The following is a 17,412-nucleotide window of genomic DNA, read 5'->3' on the forward strand; positions in this document are numbered from 1 at the left end:
TTTTTATTGCTTTTTTTAAGATTATATTTTATAATCTAAGTGAATTGAATATGCGCCCATAGCTCAACTGGATAGAGTGTTTGACTACGGATCAAAAGGTTAGGGGTTCGACTCCTCTTGGGCGCGTTATGTTAGCGGGAAGTAGCTCAGCTTGGTAGAGCACTTGGTTTGGGACCAAGGGGTCGCAGGTTCGAATCCTGTCTTCCCGATAGTTAATAGCTTAATTAGGGGCCTTAGCTCAGCTGGGAGAGCGCCTGCTTTGCACGCAGGAGGTCAGCGGTTCGATCCCGCTAGGCTCCATTTCATTTAAATAATGAATATTTTTCGCGGTGTAGCTCAGCTGGCTAGAGCGTCCGGTTCATACCCGGGAGGTCGGGGGTTCGATCCCCTTCGCCGCGATTTTTAAGAGCCTGGACCTTTAGCTCAGTTGGTTAGAGCAGACGGCTCATAACCGTCCGGTCGTAGGTNATACGGAATCGTGTATTCCGTATTTTTTTATATTTTTAAATGATTTCTAATGTTTTAAAAGAGGAAAGTCTTTCTTCTTTCTTTCTGAAATTAAATTAGTTATAATTAAGGTCAATATTAGTCAAAGGAATGAGTAAGATGGCACATCAAAATACCTCGGATTTAATTGAATCTTATATAAAAAATATTTTAGAAAATAATGAAATGATTGAGATTCGAAGGATTGAAATGGCAGACCTCTTTAATTGCGTTCCTTCTCAAATTAATTATGTGATTAATACACGCTTTACCATTCAACGTGGTTATTTAGTAGAAAGTAAACGTGGTGGCGGTGGCTATATACGTATTGCCAAAGTAAGAATTTCTGATAAGAGGCATATGCTGGAGCAGGTTAACCAATTATTTGATGAAACAATTAGTGAAAAAAATGCGTTTGCCATCATCCAAAAATTATATGAAGATCAAATAATTACTAAAAAAGAAGGTAATTTAATGTTAAGTGCAATTGCTAAAACAACACTTAACGTGAATGGATTCGAAGATTGTGTTCGTGCTCGGATACTCCGAGCATTTCTAGAACGATTAAGCTATGAAGATGGGAAGTGAATATAAATGGAAGAACTCTTTACACAAAAAGCACAATTAGTATTAGAAATTGCACAAGATGAAGCAAAAAAATTTAAACATCAATCTGTTAATTCAGAACATATCTTGCTGGCACTAGTCATTGAACCTAATAGCATTGCTGGGAAAGTATTGCGTGAAGCTGGATTAAATGAAACGGATATTTATGAAGAAATTGAACATCTAATTAACTATGGAACGATGGCTTCTTATCCTAAAGGAGCATTTCTTCCCTATTCTCCACGTATGAAGCAAATTTTTGCATTGGCCAATAGTGAAGTAAGAAAAATGAGCGGGCAAAAAGTTGGAACTGAACATATTTTGTTGAGTCTGCTAAAAGATGAAAGTATTATGGCTACTCGTATAATGATCAATTTAGGAGTTAGCCTTACGAAACTTCGTCAATCGTTAAAGCAAAAAATGGGATTAAAAAGCGATAGTCGGAATAATGGTCCTAGACGTAGAACTTCCCAAAAAAAAAGACAATTAGTCAAAGGGACCCCTACTCTGGATTCCTTAGCAAGGGATTTGACTAAGTTAGCTAAAGAAGGAAAATTAGACCCAGTAGTGGGGCGTTCTAGAGAAGTGAAACGTTTAATTCAAATTCTTAGCCGTCGAACAAAAAATAATCCTGTTTTAGTTGGTGAACCGGGAGTGGGTAAGACAGCCATTGCTGAAGGTTTGGCTCAAAAGATTGTTTTGGGAGAAGTACCTGAAGAAATGAAAGAAAAACGGTTGATGATGCTGGATATGGGTTCATTAGTAGCGGGGACAAAATATCGTGGTGAGTTCGAAGATCGTATGAAAAAAATCATTGATGAAATATATAATGATGGGCAAGTCATCTTGTTTATTGATGAATTACACACTCTGATTGGTGCAGGAGGAGCAGAAGGAGCAATTGATGCGTCGAATATTTTAAAACCTGCTTTAGCGCGTGGTGAATTACAAACAATTGGTGCAACTACATTAGACGAATACCAAAAATATATTGAAAAGGATTCAGCCCTTGAACGGCGTTTTGCTCGTATTCAAGTGGACGAACCTACTCCAGAAGAAGCGGAGGAAATTTTACGTGGTCTTCGTTCACGATATGAAGAACACCATGGTGTGGAAATTACTGATGAAGCATTGCGTGCTGCTGTAAATCTTTCTGTACGTTATATTACTGCTCGACAATTACCTGATAAAGCCATTGATTTGATTGATGAGTCCGCCGCTAAGGTGCGTTTAGATCAAACAGATGATCCATCTGAATCTGCAATGGTAAAAGTAAAAATTGAGCAGTTAATAAATGAAAAAGAAACAGCGATTCAAACGCAAAATTTTGAAATTGCGGCTCAATTAAGAAGACAAGAAAAAGAGTTGCACCAAAAGTTAGTGAAACTCTTGATGATAGAAGAAAAACATGTGAAGGGTTACGCTGATCGTGTTACAGAAGAAGATGTAGCAGTTGTAGTTTCTGAATGGACGGGTGTACCGTTACAACAATTAGAGAAAAAAGAAAGTCAACGTTTATTAGAACTGGAAGCCTTGTTGCATGAACGGGTTGTTGGACAAGATGAAGCTGTAAAAGCTGTGTCTCGAGCGATTCGTCGGGCACGTAGTGGATTAAAAGATCCAGATCGTCCAATTGGTTCTTTTATGTTTTTAGGTCCTACGGGAGTCGGAAAAACAGAACTTGCAAAAGCTTTATCTGAAGTTATGTTTGGTGAGGAAGATTCCTTGATTCGTGTTGATATGTCTGAGTTTATGGAAAAATATAGTACCAGTCGTTTGATTGGTTCTCCTCCGGGTTATGTGGGCTATGAGGAAGGGGGACAGTTGACGGAAAAGATTCGTCAAAAACCTTATTCTGTTATCTTATTAGATGAAGTGGAAAAAGCGCATCCAGATGTATTTAATTTGTTGTTGCAAGTGTTAGATGATGGTCATTTGACAGATTCTAAAGGTCGAAAAGTCGATTTTCGAAATACAATTATGATTATGACTTCAAACATTGGTGCTACCCAAATAAGAGAAGAAAAAAATGTTGGATTTAATGTTCAAGATATTACAAAAGATCATAAAGCCATGCAAAAACGTATTTTAGAAGAATTGAAAAAAACTTTCCGTCCTGAATTTTTAAATCGAATTGATGAAACAGTTGTCTTCCACTCATTGAGCAAGGATGAGATTCATTCTATTGTTCAAATTATGAGCCGGGCGATTGTGAAACGATTAAAAGAACAAGATATTCAAGTAAAAATTACATCGGCTGCGGTGGATGTAATTGGTAAAGCGGGTTTTGATCCTGAATACGGTGCACGCCCTATTCGAAGAACTTTACAAAAAGAAATCGAAGATCGCTTAAGTGAAGCATTGCTAGAAGGAGAAATTCAGTTAGGTGATCAAGTGACAATTGGAGCTTCGAAAGGGAAAATTACTTTGAATGTGCGTTTACCTAAGAAGATAAAGTCGCAACTGGTAAATGAAAAATAAGTGAGAGAGTTTTGATGAACATAGCTGAAAGAATCAATTCTGAAGGTTGTGGAATGAAGTGTTCCCTAAAAATTAGAGGTTTTATCTAATTTTTTAGGGAATACTTCAGAAGAAACTCGCTCACTTTTTTGTTTTTGTTAAAATTATTTGTTGTGAAAAAATTTCAACAATTAACAACTGGAAGAAGTATTGGCAACATTTTTAAGCTATGCTACTATTATGGAGTTGTAGGAGGAGGAAATGATGATCGAAATCATAACTACGGTAGAATCTTTTGAACAAGCTAAAGCATTACTTGAAGCGGGAACAGACACGTTATATTTTGGTGAAGAATTATTCGGTTTGCGATTGCCTGCTTCATTTACTAGAAATGAACAACGCCGATTAGTAGAATTGGCGCATGCTTATGGTAAGAAAGTAAATATTGCGATGAATGGTATTATTCATCCAGAAAAAATGAAAAAAGTTTCGGAATATCTCCAATTTCTTAAAGAAATCAAAGCGGATAAGATCACGGTTGGAGATACGGGTATTATCTATATAATGAAAAAACATCCCAAATGGCGTCTTCCTTATGTTTTTGATGCAGAAACTTTGGTTACTAGTGCACGGCAGATTAATTTTTGGGCAAAAAAAGGTGCTGATAGTGCTGTGTTGGCTAGAGAAGTTCCTTTTGAAGAGATGAAAGCGATGGAGGAAAAGCTACAGATTCCTGTAGAGGTTCTTGTATATGGTGCCACTTGTATTCATCAATCGAAACGACCATTGCTTCAAAATTATTATAATTTTACAAAGCAGGAAGGACGAACAGATCGTGACAGAGGCTTGTTTATTTCAGAACCTAAAAAAGAAGATACACATTATTCTATTTATGAAGATAGCCATGGTACGCATATTTTTGCAAGCAATGATATTAATCTCTCAAAAGAGCTAGGCTTGTTATATCAACATCATTTTTGTACGTGGAAATTAGATGGCTTGTTTACTCCTGGAGAAAATTTTGTCTATATTACAAAAGAATTTGTTAAAGCAAAAAATCATATTTTAACAGGTAGTTGGAACGAAGAATATGCACAAATTCTTTGCAAGAAAATTAGTGAATTACATCCAAAAAATCGAGAGTTAGATACTGGCTTCTTCTATATGGATCCTGAAGCCATTAAGTAAGGAGAATGGGGAAAGAAAAATGACAAAAAATCGTAACTTAAAACGCCCGGAAATTTTAGCTCCGGCAGGAACCCTTGAAAAACTAAAAACAGCTATTCATTACGGGGCAGATGCAGTTTATATTGGTGGAAATGCTTATGGTTTAAGAAGTCGTGCGGGTAATTTTACTTATGAAGAAATGGCTGAAGGTGTTGCTTTTGCTAAGCGATATAATGCCAAAGTTTATGTAGCTGCTAATATGGTGACGCATGAAGGAAATGAAGAAGGCGCAGGTGAATTTTTCAGACGATTACGCGATGTAGGGATTTCAGCGGTTATTGTTTCAGACCCAGCGCTAATTGAAATTTGTGCTGCACAAGCGCCGGGATTGCCAATCCATTTATCTACGCAGGCTTCTGCAACGAACGTTGAAACGCTTGAATTTTGGAAAGAAGAAGGGCTAGAACGCGTGGTGTTGGCACGCGAAGTTTCAATGGAAGAAGTAGCGGAAATTCGAAAAAATACGGACATTGAAATTGAAGCTTTTATTCATGGAGCAATGTGTATTTCCTATTCTGGGCGTTGCACATTATCTAATCACATGTCCATGCGAGATGCTAATCGTGGCGGCTGTTCACAATCTTGTCGTTGGAAATATAGTTTATTTGATATGCCTTTTGGTCAAGAAAGAAATCGTTTGACAGATAATGGAGAGATTGAAGAAGAATTTTCAATGAGTGCAGTTGACATGTCAATGATTGAACATATTCCAGAATTAATTGAAAACGGAGTAGACAGTTTTAAGATTGAAGGAAGAATGAAGTCGATTCACTATGTGTCTACTGTCTCTAATGTTTATAAAGCTGCGGTGGATAGCTACATGGAAGATCCCGAAAATTATACATGCAAGCAGGAGTGGATTGATGAATTGTGGAAGGTTGCGCAAAGAGAACTTGCCACAGGATTTTATTACAACACGCCGAGTGAAAATGAACAATTATTTGGTGAACGCCGTAAAATACCAGTTTATAAGTTTGTTGGGGAAGTGCTGTCTTATAATGAAGAAACGAAGATGGCAACGATTCGCCAACGTAATTTATTTTCTTTAGGTGATGAAGTTGAATTTTATGGTCCTGGCTTTACTCATTTTAATCAAACAGTTGATGTGATGTATAATGAGGAAGACGAGGTAATTGATCGAGCACCAAATCCAATGATGATTTTGACTATGCCGGTAGTGCAGCCAGTAAAACCGGGAGACATGATTCGCAAGAAAAAGTAAGCTCACTTTTTGAGAAGAAAAGCTTAAGCATGAAAGCAATTGTTTTTATTTAAACATGTTAAACTTATTTTTTGTAAAGATAAAAAGAAATAGTGAAATAAATTGCTCTACTATTTCTTAAAAGACTGATTTTCAGTAAAAGGAGAAACAGCTAAATGCTCTTTTTAAATTGGGAGGTAGCACATGAAAATTTATGATTATATAGTTATAGGCGGTGGTTCTGGAGGAATTGCTTCAGCCAATCGAGCTGGAATGTATGGTGCTAAGGTCTTGTTGATTGAAAGAAGTGAGCTTGGCGGTACGTGTGTCAATGTCGGTTGTGTACCGAAAAAAGTAATGTGGCAAGCAAGTACTATGTTAGAAGCAATTGAGCGTGATGCTTCAAGTTATGGGATTCAAACAAAACTGGAAAAAGTCAATTTCAAAAAATTGGTTGAAAAGCGAGAAAAATATATTGAATTTTTACACGAAGCTTATCAACAAGGGCTAGAAAATAATCATGTGGATGTTATTAAAGGTTATGCAAAATTTATTGATAGCCAAACAGTTGAGGTAAATGGTGAAACTTATAGTGCGACAAAAATTTTAATTGCTGTTGGTGGTAGGCCTAGCAAAATGACTATTCCTGGCGGCGAATATGCCATAGATTCGAATGGTTTTTTTGCGCTTAAGAAATTACCAGCAAGTGCCATTGTTTTAGGAGCGGGTTATATTGCAGCAGAGTTATCTGGCGTGTTTCATGGATTAGGTAGTGAAGTAATGTGGGCTTATCGAAAAGAACGACCTTTACGTGCCTTTGATAAAATGCTGTCTGATAATTTGATTGAAATGTACCAAGAAGCAGGAATTAAAACATATGCACAATTTACAGCAAAAGAAATTATCAAGAATGAAAAAGAATACACGGTCGTTTTTGAAAATGGTAAACGACTGTCTAGCGAGTGTGTTTTATTTGCTGGTGGACGGATACCAAATACTGAAAAATTAGGGTTAGAAAATACCCAAGTGCAATTGGATGAAAAAGGCTTTATCAAAGTCGATAAATACCAAAATACAACAGATTCTCATATTTTTGCTGTGGGAGATGTAATTGGTAAAATTGATTTGACTCCAGTAGCGATTGCAGCAGGTAGACGCTTATCTGAACGTTTATTCAATCAGAAAGAGAATTCTTATTTAGATTATCATTTCGTACCTACTGTTGTTTTCACGCATCCACCGATTGCAACGATTGGGATGACGGAAGAAGAAGCATTAAAAGTTTATGGCAGTGAACAAGTCAAGGTTTATCGTTCTCGTTTTACACCCATGTATTTTGCTTTGAATGATTTCCGTCAAAAATGTGAAATGAAATTGATTTGTGTTGGTGAAGAGGAAAAAATTATTGGCTTACATGCGATTGGTGTGGGAGTAGATGAAATGTTGCAAGGATTTGCTGTTGCGATCAAGATGGGAGCGACAAAAGCAGACTTTGATCAGACGGTTGCTATTCATCCAACAGCAGCAGAAGAATTTGTGACAATGCGATAAAAAAGGAGTCGCTCGATTTTGCAGCGTCTTCCAAAGTTAGACTAAAAAATCTAATTTTGGAGGGCGGTATAATTTTAGAGCGACTCTTTTTTATTCGGTAAATTGAGTTTTTTATAGAAAGAAGCGATTTTCATTCTTTTATGTATAGATAGTTTCTTTCAAATTATTCCAAAAAGAAGAAGTAGGTATTTTAGATATCTTTATCATTTTTGTTTTCGTTTTTGTTTTGTTTAGTTCAATATCGGTTAAAATCAAATCATATCGATTGATTTGATTATAATCTACTGAAAAGATATTTTCTTGATATACGTCAATCTTATGTAAAGCAGGCATTTTTTTTAATAATAGTTGTTTATAAAAGGTTAAAATACGTTCTTCCTGATAAGAAATAATCAAAATAGATAAATGTTTTTTGTATGGAAAAAGAGTAGTTAATAGTTTTGATGATAAGGTAATTAATTCTAAAAATAATTCTTCATACAACAATGGATTTTTTTTGATTATAGTTAAATCTGCTTGCTCAATTGATTTTTCATAAGCTGTAAGTAGTTGGGGAGATTCTTTAATTAAAGTTTCAGATAAAATACCCATATATGTAGTTTTAAATGATTGCAATCGTTTGTTAAAATGAACAAAATCATTTAGCCGTTGAAGGTCTTCAGGAGAAAGAGAAATATCAATATCCATGTAAGCGTAGAAGTTACGTACAAGTTCATGTAGTTTCAATAATTCTTTTAATTTGTGATTTGGCGAATCAAAAAAATATAAATAGGTACATGAATTTAATAGATTATGAATATTTGTTTTTGTAATACTAAAATTATATTTTTTTTCAATAATGGAACAAAGAACAGTACTTTTTTTTAATAAGTCAAAAAAGATCAATTCACTATTTGTTTCTTCAATGGGAGAAGAATCAATCAAATGAGCTTGTCCAATTCGAATAACAGAAGTGTAAAAGTAATAACTATTTAAAATTAGCTTATATGTATTTATGGAGGCAAATGTCTGATTTTTTTTATGATAACGTTGCAATAAATCAACAATATAATCAAAATGTGGTAATTGTTGTGGATTATATATTTCACGAAACATACTACAAAAAAAGTGACGAATAAAACTCTCGTCGCCCACAATTTTTAATCGAGAAGCAATTTTTATAGATAAGGGCCATTTTTTTTGGGAGAAATATTCATTGATTTTTAAAACGATACGCCGAATACTTGTTTCACTTAAATATAGTTTTTCAGCAATTTTTGATAGAATCGGTTCTTCTGTAAAAATCATTTTTAAGATTTGAACATTTGTTGAATGATTCAAGATTTGTTTAATCAAATCTTCTAGATTTATATCATTTGGCAGTTCTAATGTTGTAATTTGATATTGGTCGATTTTAATGGTTGCAGGTGAATATGTATGATTAAAAAATACAATGTCACTTAATAGTGTTTTTTTTGTTATATCTAATTGTTTTGCTAAGGAATCACAATTCATAGGTTTCATCCCTAAAAGTAATGCTAGCCTTACCTGTCGCTCAGAAGTTTTTTCAAGTATATTAAGTTCTTTCATTGTTTTTTTAGGATTTCAAATTCTTAGAAATCTCCTCTTCCCACCTTTCTATGATGTTATACATATTATTTTATCATATTTTTTTTAGATATAATTGTTTTTTATTGTTTTTATATAAATATTTTTTCATAAACAAATATAATTTTCGTTATTTATATTTGTTATTTTAACAAGATGCTAGATTATTTTTTATAAAAACAAAATTATATCATAAGATAAAAAGTTATTTAGAACTTTATTTTACTATAACAGAAAAAAAGATACGGAGAAATAAAAGAATTGACTGTACGATACACTTACGTATTTAAAGAAAGGGGATAATTAATAATGGGGTTACTTGAAAAGCAATTAGAAAGACAATTTACTTTGCTTTATTTATTAAATACAGAATCCTCCAATGTTAATGAACTAGCAAAAAAACTAAATATTACCGATAAGACACTTGTTGCGGATATTGAGCATTTTAACGATTCTTGTTTTCCAGTTCACATCGGTATTAACCACTACAAAGAAGTCATATTATCTATGCCTAAAAATATAAATTTAGATGATATTTTTATAAAACTCCTTAATAATTCTATTAATGTCAAAATATTAAAATACATCATTATCTCAGAACCTACGTTGACTGAGATATCTAATTCGTTGTTTTTAAGTAAAACAAGTATTCGCAGGATCGTAACAAAAATCAATACATATTTTTTTAATAAGAACATAGATATTCAGATTGATTTACAAACAAGATTGATGATCGTGGGAAATGAAACTGAGATTAGGCGATTGTTTGCTAGTATGTTTAAAGAAATGTATCAAGTAAAAGGTTTTGCTTATTTTGATACCATTTATCAATTGCTGCGTAGGTGCCTGAAAACACATAATAAAACAGCGAGTACTCCTAAGATTATTTATTCAGTGTATTACATTTTTATCTCTATTATTCGTATAGGAAATAATCATTTTGTACCTGAAGTTGAATTAATAAATAAGGAAACTGTAGTCAACACTATTTTATCAGTGATTCAAGATGATACTGTTTTTACCACGTTGATGAATCAAAAATACAAGTTTCATGTAAATAAAAATAACGTAGCGAATATTTTGAGTTCTTATTTCGGCTTGTTATTTGCTGAAGGTGAGGATAGTTATGAATTAATACCGGCAAAGATAGAAAAATTTCTTACACATTTTTATTATTTGTTAAATATTGATATGACTATTAGTAAAAGAACAGTTGACTATTTTTTTGAATATATCAATTTTTATAAAGAATTAATGATTTTTAAAGTTAGTTATGCGGATATTTTTTATAAAAAGATGATGCAAAGTAATCCGAATGTTTGGCAAGCCTATCATCATGCTTTGAAGGTCTCGGAACTTAATTTTATTGAGAAAAGTGAACTATTACATAAAGATTTATTATTGGAATTACTGATTTCTTCTAGTCAACTACTTCGCATGATTGAGCCAAAAGTTAAAGAAAAATCTATTTTAGTGCTAAGTTCACAAGAAATGGGCGTTTCTTTATTGTACAAAAATATCATCTTAAACAAATATCCTTTTTTTAAAAATATTGATATCTACGAAAAAGATGTTTTTGCCATTGATTATCGATTAGTGAATCAATACGATTTGATTTTAACAGATGTTTCTTTAAATTTTGAGCGTATTACTTCTGATGTTTTAAAAATTTCTAAAGTGCCTACTCCGATTTTCTGGTCGAAGTTTGAAGCGTGTTTGTATTCTTCCTAAATCTTTTCACTTACGGTTTCCACATTTTTAATAATTTTGAAAAAATAGGCGTTAATTTAAGAATGACGTCGGGTATGATTAAAATAAAAAATAGTTAATAAGGAGGAATTGATAATGTCAGCTGAAGATTGTTATACGTTATGTTTATTAGGGAAGGGACTTAAATTTCTGTTTAAAGCAGCCTGGTTTCTTATTGCTACGCCTTTTCGTGCAGGAAAATGGATTTATAATAAATGTACTGAGAAGGTAGATACTCGCAATGAGACTGCATATTTTTGTGATCGATCATCGATAGCAGATGATCGTTCAAATGATCGATCATTTGAACAGCAAGTAAGCAAGGCGCGGCAAACAAGCCTGTCTAAAAATGCAGAACAACTAAAGAGTATCAAACCAATGGAATTATCTAGAATGAGTGTATAAGGTAGGAAGAAGTTCTAAGTTGTTCCAGATTTTAATTAAAGAGGGGATAATTATGCCAAGAAATGGTGGAAGTACAGGAGAGACTACACAAACTAATTTTGTTAATCGTTCGTCGTTAGATAATGAATATATCGAAGTCATTGCGCGAAATTTGCCTGAAAAGAACAGAAAAGAAGTATATAGTGTGGTTGAAAGTGAATATGATCAGGCAAAAGCTGAACCTGCTGCTGTTATAGAAGCTTTTAACGAACACAAGAATTCGAGACTTAAAGGGTTAGAGCTAGGTTTTCAAAATGCTCTATTGGAGATTGAACGTGAAGAACTGAGGATAAAAATCAGACAAATAGATCCTAAAAATCCTATTTCTTCTGAAGAAGCAGAAAAAGCTTTGAAGGAGATAGCCCCAAAAAAACAAGCAACTATTGCGTCATTTGAAGCACAGCGAGCAGAAATAATAGCATTTCCTGAAGAAAAGGCAATTGGTTCAAGAGAAAATGGAGTGATTAATTATCTTGCTGGTATAACACGAGTAGAGTTTAAACGACAAATGGGTGGAGTAAAAGAAAAAAATAAAAAATTAAATGAAGAAGCCAACAAATTAAAACAACAACTGACTCACTTAAAAAAGCATAAAGTACTAGAAAAAGAGTTAGAGAAGATAGAAAAAATAGAAAATATCAATCAAAAATTTTTGTCACCTGAAGAGATAAATGCAATAAACGAACAAGTTACCATCAGAAGAGTTCATGCTGCGGATGAACAGTTAGTTAAACGGACAGAATCTTTATCCGGTTATAAGATAAATGAAACGGATGATAAAGCAACAAAGTTCAAGAAATATATGGCTGTTGTATCAGACAAATTAAAGATTCAAGAAGAACTGGAGTCCAACGAAAAATTAATTGAGGCAATAGACAAAAAAACGAATGAATCAGCAATTGGCGCAGTAGATAAAAAAACGAATGAACCAGTAATTGGTTCAGTAGACAAAATGAAAATTCAAGAAGAAAAAGTAGTAAGTGAAAAAGTAAATAAAGAGATACCTCTGATGGATAACCCTATTTCAAAATCTAATTCACAAGAACCTGTGGTAGCGGAAAATGGAAAAAATAAGCTGTTTGATCAATCAGGTGATGATTTACGAACGAGCTTTAAAATTCCTAGAGCTCGTTTGGTTCCACAATTTAAATTAAGAGAAGAAAATCTGGAATTTAAAAGTCCGATTCAAACACAAAGCATTCACAAAGAATCTGCCGCGTCATTTGTGCAAAGTGACGGACTGGATGGAATAGGAAAAGAAAACAATGGCATGCCTCAAAAAGAAGTAAAAGGAATGTCTGTTGAAACTTTAGATGAGTCGATTTCTTCTAAAAAAGCAAAATCATGGGAAGAGTTAAGTAAACATAATTTAGAAGCTAAAGTAGCCTTGTTAGAACAGCGTGTTCGAATTCAGACAGAATTATTAAAGGTAGGACCGCTTCGTAATTTTTTACTTGATCCAACAATGAAGAAAAATGAAAAAAAAGGTCGACTGGCTGAAATAAAAAAAGAATTAGCTGAAAATACGCAGTTATTGGCTGAGACAAAAGCAATACTTCAAGATAAGGGAAAATTAGCAGAGTATGTAGAAAAAACGAAACCAAAAGATAAACATGAAATAATTAAAGAAGGAGACAACCTCGAACGGCAGACAGCTGAGATTGAAGGAAAAGTAAGTGAATTGAAAGATATCAATTATAAAGATCTTAAAAATAAATGGTATCATATTTTTTCTCGTCCTTCGTTTTATGCTTTTTTAGGGAGACAAGCTTTATGGACGGTTCCATTATTTTTTATCAATGCTATTCCTGGCTATGTGTCAAGTGTAATGCCAGAAATCTCTTTTGCAGAAAAAGGTGCTCAGGTAATAAGTTCTGTGCAAGCGTTACTTGTTGGTAGTTATGTTGGTCAAAAACTCTTTTCTGCTATACCAAAAGTAGCACCGAGAGTAGCTGAAAGATTCTCTAGAGGGGCGAGAAAGAAGTTCCCGGCTGCCATGGAAAAGGTAGATAAAGGTTTAGCGCCAGTAAAATCTATTGGACAAAAAGTGAAACAGACGCAACAGAAGGTCAAAGGAAAAACAAATAATCCGCTTGTTAAAAAATCAAAACAAGTTCTTCGTATTGGTAATGGTGAGAAACTGACACCTGAGCAAAAAGCAATGCGGGCAAAAGGTCTTAACCATCGTACTGGTGAGAAATTGCCACTTGCTACGCGAGCAAAAAATACTTCTGTTGATTTTATGAAAAGTGCTGGTAAACGTGTATGGAGAAATAAAGCGTCTTTAGCGTTAATGGTTGCGATGACGCTTGCTTTGACATTGGCTGGTGGGGGCTTTTTAGCTGCTGCATTCCCCGCTTTTGCTGGTACAGTGTTAGGGGCGTTTAGCTGCTGCCAGTGCATTTATTACTTGTAGTGCTGTTTTATTAACAGATAAACTACTTTTAAAACCCATTCAAAATAAACTTGCTGCTAGAGAAAATAGAAATCGTGATCAGGTAGTGATGGAAAGATTTACTCAAGATAAAGAAAAAAGTCAACACTACTCATTAGATGATAAATTTAAAGAACAGGTATCTTCGATTGCCAAACTTGATGTGCTAGAACAAGCAAAAAATCAAGAGCAAGTAAAAATACAAGAACCTGTAAAAGGTAAAGAGCAGTTAGTTAAAAAAGAAAATATCAAAGAAAATGTTAAACATGAGTCTAAAGTCGCGGAATTGCCTTCACCAATGGTTAACGAAAATACCATGATCAAAAATACTTCAGATCGTCAACCAAATGAACAGGCACCACAGCCATTAAAAAAATTGGTTCATTTTGCTTCCACGCAATCAAGAGAATCGATCAAAGCGAATCGTTCTGAACAGTTGAATGAACAGGTAAAAATGAATAAAAAACATAAAGAAAACAAAGAAAAAGCGAAGGTTGAAGTTAGCCTATAACAAAGAATGAAAAATTTAATTAAAAGAAAGGGTGATTCACAATTTGAAAAAATCTCAATACGCACTGTGGGCTCTCCATGTTATTGTGGTTAGTTCATTACTTTATATTGGTAATCGTACAGTTTTTTTATTTTTATCTCCCCAATATGAGGGTGTGTCGTTTTTAGAAAAAATAGCTTCAAGTTTCTTGCAAACAGTAGATGAAATTTCTAATTTTTCCTTTCAATTTTCTTTTGAAATGAAGCCATTGCTGGTGGGAGGCATTCTCGTACTCTTGTATGGTTTGTTTGTGTTGTATAGAACATTCAGTGAAAAGAAAATTCGACCAGGCGAGGAATATGGAAGTGCTAAGTGGGGGAAATATCATGATATTAAACCTTTTTTGGATAAGAAAAAAGATTTTAATATTTTATTAACAAAAACGGAAAGTTTATCTTTATCGGGAAGAATGAAGATCACTGGAAAAGATAATTTTAACCGAAATAAAAATGTTGTAGTTGTTGGAGGAGCGGGGAGTGGTAAGACACGTTTTTACGTAAAGCCTAATTTAATGCAAATGCATTCTTCCTATGTTGTCAGTGATTCGAAAGGATTATTACTGATGGAAACAGGAAAAATGTTTGAAGAAGCTGGGTATAAAATTAAAGTGTTTGATTTAATTAATCGACGAGATACTCACCACTACAATCCATTTAATTATATAAAAACAGAAGATGATATTTTAAAAATTGTTAATAACTTAATTAAAAATACTTCCAATCCGAATAAAAAAGGCGGCGATGATTTCTGGGAGAAAGCAGAAACTGCACTGTTGATGGCTATTTTTAGTTATTTGATTCAAGAAGTCGTTGAAGAAGATCGAACGTTAGGAAATGTGATTGAATTAGTTCGTTTAGCGGATATCGAAGAAGATGTGCCCGGCTTTGTTAGTCCATTAGATGTTTTATTTAATGAATTAGAAGAAAAAGATCCAACGAATTTTGCTGTTGCTCAATATAAAATTTTTAAATTATCAGGAGACAAAACGACAAAGAGTATCTTAGTTAGTTTAGGTGTAAGGTTGTCTCCGTTTGATATTCCAAGCATCAAAGATTTAGTATCAAAAGATACACTGGAGTTAGATACAGTTGGTGATGAAAAGACAATTTTGTATATCTTGTTGCCAGATACAGATACCAGTTTTAACTTTTTAGCTAGTATGATGTATCAACAGCTCTTTGATATGCTTGTTTACAAAGCTGATAATGTGTATAAAGGGCGATTGCCTTGTCATGTACGTTGTATTCTTGATGAATTTGCAAATATTGGACAAATTCCTGATTTTGAAAAAGTAATCTCAGTTATTCGAAGTAGAGAGATTTCAACAAATGTTATTTTACAAAATATCAGTCAGTTGAAAACTTTGTATAAAGATACTTGGGAAACAATCATTGGTACGAGTGACGTTTTCTTGTATTTAGGTGGGATGGAGCAAAGTACTCATGAATATATCTCCAAGCTTTTAGGAAAAGAAACGATTGAGCAAAGAAATATTAGTGTGACTAAAGGTGCAAATGGATCCTTTAATGAAAGCTTTCAAAAATTGGGGCGTAATTTAATGGATCCTGATGAAGTGGCTAGCTTAAAAGGCCAACAATGTATTTTAAAAATTCGCGGTGTGAATCCTTTTTTATCTGAAAAGTATGATATTGTTAAACATAAAAATTATAAAAAACTAGGGGATGTGACGGAGGAATATATGTATCAACGTAATTTATCCGCTTAAATCCTTCTTTGAAAAAATTCTTTTAGACAATCGTAGGTGTGTCTAAAAGAATTTTTTTTTAGAATTACTAAAAAGAATAACAAATATGAGTAATTGTCTTATGAATAGCCTGAAGTGTTCATAAAGGATGTTTCTCTTTAGAGCTAATTGAAACCTAACTTTATCAAGCTAGATAATCTTTTTTCAGCAGCTTATTTCTAAAATTTCTAAAGTTAGAAATAACTGATAAGATACACTTAAGAAAATCCCATATACTAATAAGTAGCAACAGAAATAATTAATCACTCAAAAAAGGAGAAATAAATAATGACAGATGCAAATTTATTAGAAAAGGTATTTGAATTGGTTTCAAACTTTACTTTAGTAGGAGGAGGTCTGTGGCTTATTTGGGGAACAGTTATTTTGGCTGGGGCTTTAAAAGATAAAAATGGTCCGCAATTACAACAAGGTATTTGGCAAATTGTAGGTGGCGGATTAATTTTAGTAGCTGCGGGGTGGTTTGGCACACAATTTGATTTTTCCTCGCTTTTGAAATAATGTTGAAAGTGGGCGTTTAATTTATGCATGGAGCAATTATGTACATCTTCAGGCAAATTTTGGTTTATTTGAATGGAGAAGATTTACAAGGTACCCTAGGACAGAACTTAAATACATACATGTATGATGCGTATGAATTAGTGATGAAATTGCAAAATTTAGTAGTAAGTCCTCTTGCTTTATCTATTTTAGCTATTTTTATTCTTTTGGAATTTCAAAAAATTTCATTGAAAGTAGAGGGAGCGGGAGGCGCTCCCATGTTGGGATTTGAGATGATTATTAAATCATTTATTAAATTTGCAATTTGTTACATAGTTATTTTAAAGATTCAAATGTTACTGGATGGGATCATTGTTATTAGTTCTAATTTGGCTTCTAAAGTACTGCAACTAGGAAGTGAAAGTAAGGTAAAAGATGTAACAGAACGTATTAGTCAAGCGGTGGGTGATTTAGAATTTTGGCAACAAATGACTGTTTTATTGGTTGTATGTGTTTTATTCTTAGTTGCTTTAGTTGTCCGAGTGTTGATACAAGTGACGATCTATCTACGTTTTTTAGAACTCTATATTTTTTGTGCAATGGCCCCAATTCCGATGGGGGCTTTACCAAGTCAAGAGTTTTCAACTATGACGAAGAGCTTTTTTAAAAATTTTGCCGCCACAGGCTTGCAGGCTACTTTTATAGCACTTGTTTTAATTATTTACCCAATATTATTTATGAAAATTATGGAAGATTTAGGTTCAAATATGTGGGGAATTATTTTAGGATTAACTGTTTATATGATTGCTTTACTGCTTTCTATCAACAAAACGAAAGGATGGGCAAAGACATTATTATCTGCATAATGAATTAAG

Annotated in this window: 13 protein-coding genes and 4 tRNA genes; 16 read left to right on the forward strand and 1 reads right to left on the reverse strand. The window is 33.5% G+C overall.

The window, feature by feature from the left end:
* Positions 1-52: 52 nt before the first annotated feature.
* The 9 genes from RV14_RS00840 (at position 53) to gor (ending at position 7,531) form a co-directional block, all read left to right on the forward strand.
* A tRNA-Arg gene (locus tag RV14_RS00840) sits at positions 53-126 on the forward strand.
* Between the two features lie 9 nt (positions 127-135).
* Positions 136-209, forward strand: a tRNA-Pro gene (locus RV14_RS00845).
* Positions 210-227: 18 nt separating this feature from the next.
* Positions 228-300, forward strand: a tRNA-Ala gene (locus tag RV14_RS00850).
* Between the two features lie 25 nt (positions 301-325).
* Positions 326-399 (forward strand) — tRNA-Met (locus RV14_RS00855).
* Between the two features lie 207 nt (positions 400-606).
* Positions 607-1,074 carry a CtsR family transcriptional regulator gene (locus tag RV14_RS00865; RefSeq protein ID WP_071854470.1) on the forward strand — a complete coding sequence of 156 codons (468 nt, stop codon included), beginning with the start codon at positions 607-609 and terminating at the stop codon, positions 1,072-1,074.
* 6 nt (positions 1,075-1,080) lie between these two features.
* Positions 1,081-3,573, forward strand: a complete 2,493-nt coding sequence (locus tag RV14_RS00870) for an ATP-dependent Clp protease ATP-binding subunit (protein ID WP_071854471.1) — start codon at positions 1,081-1,083, stop codon at positions 3,571-3,573.
* 243 nt (positions 3,574-3,816) lie between these two features.
* On the forward strand, positions 3,817-4,740 hold the full coding sequence (locus RV14_RS00875) for a peptidase U32 family protein (protein ID WP_071854472.1): 924 nt from the start codon (positions 3,817-3,819) through the stop codon (positions 4,738-4,740).
* A 19-nt stretch (positions 4,741-4,759) separates the two neighbouring features.
* Positions 4,760-6,001 (forward strand): peptidase U32 family protein, encoded by a 1,242-nt coding sequence (locus tag RV14_RS00880; RefSeq protein ID WP_071854473.1) that lies wholly within the window; start codon positions 4,760-4,762, stop codon positions 5,999-6,001.
* 183 nt (positions 6,002-6,184) lie between these two features.
* Positions 6,185-7,531, forward strand: coding sequence for a glutathione-disulfide reductase (gor, locus tag RV14_RS00885; RefSeq protein WP_071854474.1), 1,347 nt, complete (start codon positions 6,185-6,187; stop codon positions 7,529-7,531).
* 138 nt (positions 7,532-7,669) lie between these two features.
* Here the strand turns inward: gor and RV14_RS00890 are convergent, their stop codons facing one another.
* A complete protein-coding gene (locus RV14_RS00890) occupies positions 7,670-9,100 on the reverse strand; it encodes an AcpB/EbpR/MafR family transcriptional regulator (RefSeq protein ID WP_071854475.1) in 1,431 nt (476 codons plus the stop codon).
* Positions 9,101-9,427: 327 nt separating this feature from the next.
* Between RV14_RS00890 and RV14_RS00895 the strand changes: the two genes are divergently transcribed.
* The 7 genes from RV14_RS00895 (at position 9,428) to RV14_RS00925 (ending at position 17,403) form a co-directional block, all read left to right on the forward strand.
* Positions 9,428-10,849, forward strand: a complete 1,422-nt coding sequence (locus RV14_RS00895) for an AcpB/EbpR/MafR family transcriptional regulator (RefSeq protein WP_071854476.1) — start codon at positions 9,428-9,430, stop codon at positions 10,847-10,849.
* Between the two features lie 114 nt (positions 10,850-10,963).
* Positions 10,964-11,272, forward strand: coding sequence for a hypothetical protein (locus RV14_RS00900; RefSeq protein ID WP_071854477.1), 309 nt, complete (start codon positions 10,964-10,966; stop codon positions 11,270-11,272).
* Positions 11,273-11,324: 52 nt separating this feature from the next.
* Positions 11,325-13,727 carry a hypothetical protein gene (locus RV14_RS00905; protein ID WP_071854478.1) on the forward strand — a complete coding sequence of 801 codons (2,403 nt, stop codon included), beginning with the start codon at positions 11,325-11,327 and terminating at the stop codon, positions 13,725-13,727.
* 85 nt (positions 13,728-13,812) lie between these two features.
* Entirely contained in the window at positions 13,813-14,256 is a 444-nt protein-coding gene (locus RV14_RS00910) for a hypothetical protein (protein ID WP_143139716.1), read from the forward strand.
* A gap of 43 nt (positions 14,257-14,299) precedes the next feature.
* Positions 14,300-16,021: a VirD4-like conjugal transfer protein, CD1115 family gene (locus RV14_RS00915; RefSeq protein ID WP_071854480.1), complete on the forward strand. Its 1,722-nt coding sequence runs from the start codon at positions 14,300-14,302 to the stop codon at positions 16,019-16,021.
* Between the two features lie 306 nt (positions 16,022-16,327).
* Entirely contained in the window at positions 16,328-16,558 is a 231-nt protein-coding gene (locus RV14_RS00920) for a hypothetical protein (protein ID WP_071854481.1), read from the forward strand.
* A 23-nt stretch (positions 16,559-16,581) separates the two neighbouring features.
* Positions 16,582-17,403 carry a VirB6/TrbL-like conjugal transfer protein, CD1112 family gene (locus tag RV14_RS00925; protein WP_071854482.1) on the forward strand — a complete coding sequence of 274 codons (822 nt, stop codon included), beginning with the start codon at positions 16,582-16,584 and terminating at the stop codon, positions 17,401-17,403.
* Positions 17,404-17,412 lie beyond the last annotated feature (9 nt).

The organism is Enterococcus ratti (assembly GCF_001886195.1).
In the GTDB taxonomy this organism is placed as follows: Bacteria; Bacillota; Bacilli; order Lactobacillales; family Enterococcaceae; genus Enterococcus_B; species Enterococcus_B ratti.

What these genes read in the sequence shown, in the direction of transcription:
- RV14_RS00870 (WP_071854471.1), top strand. Translation starts at nt 1,081, where the DNA reads ATGGAAGAACTCTTTACACAAAAAGCACAATTAGTATTAGAAATTGCA.
- RV14_RS00890 (WP_071854475.1), bottom strand. Translation starts at nt 9,100, where the DNA reads ATGAAAGAACTTAATATACTTGAAAAAACTTCTGAGCGACAGGTAAGG.
- RV14_RS00905 (WP_071854478.1), top strand. Translation starts at nt 11,325, where the DNA reads ATGCCAAGAAATGGTGGAAGTACAGGAGAGACTACACAAACTAATTTT.
- RV14_RS00880 (WP_071854473.1), top strand. Translation starts at nt 4,760, where the DNA reads ATGACAAAAAATCGTAACTTAAAACGCCCGGAAATTTTAGCTCCGGCA.
- RV14_RS00865 (WP_071854470.1), top strand. Translation starts at nt 607, where the DNA reads ATGGCACATCAAAATACCTCGGATTTAATTGAATCTTATATAAAAAAT.
- RV14_RS00895 (WP_071854476.1), top strand. Translation starts at nt 9,428, where the DNA reads ATGGGGTTACTTGAAAAGCAATTAGAAAGACAATTTACTTTGCTTTAT.
- RV14_RS00920 (WP_071854481.1), top strand. Translation starts at nt 16,328, where the DNA reads ATGACAGATGCAAATTTATTAGAAAAGGTATTTGAATTGGTTTCAAAC.
- RV14_RS00875 (WP_071854472.1), top strand. Translation starts at nt 3,817, where the DNA reads ATGATCGAAATCATAACTACGGTAGAATCTTTTGAACAAGCTAAAGCA.
- RV14_RS00925 (WP_071854482.1), top strand. Translation starts at nt 16,582, where the DNA reads ATGCATGGAGCAATTATGTACATCTTCAGGCAAATTTTGGTTTATTTG.
- gor (WP_071854474.1), top strand. Translation starts at nt 6,185, where the DNA reads ATGAAAATTTATGATTATATAGTTATAGGCGGTGGTTCTGGAGGAATT.
- RV14_RS00900 (WP_071854477.1), top strand. Translation starts at nt 10,964, where the DNA reads ATGTCAGCTGAAGATTGTTATACGTTATGTTTATTAGGGAAGGGACTT.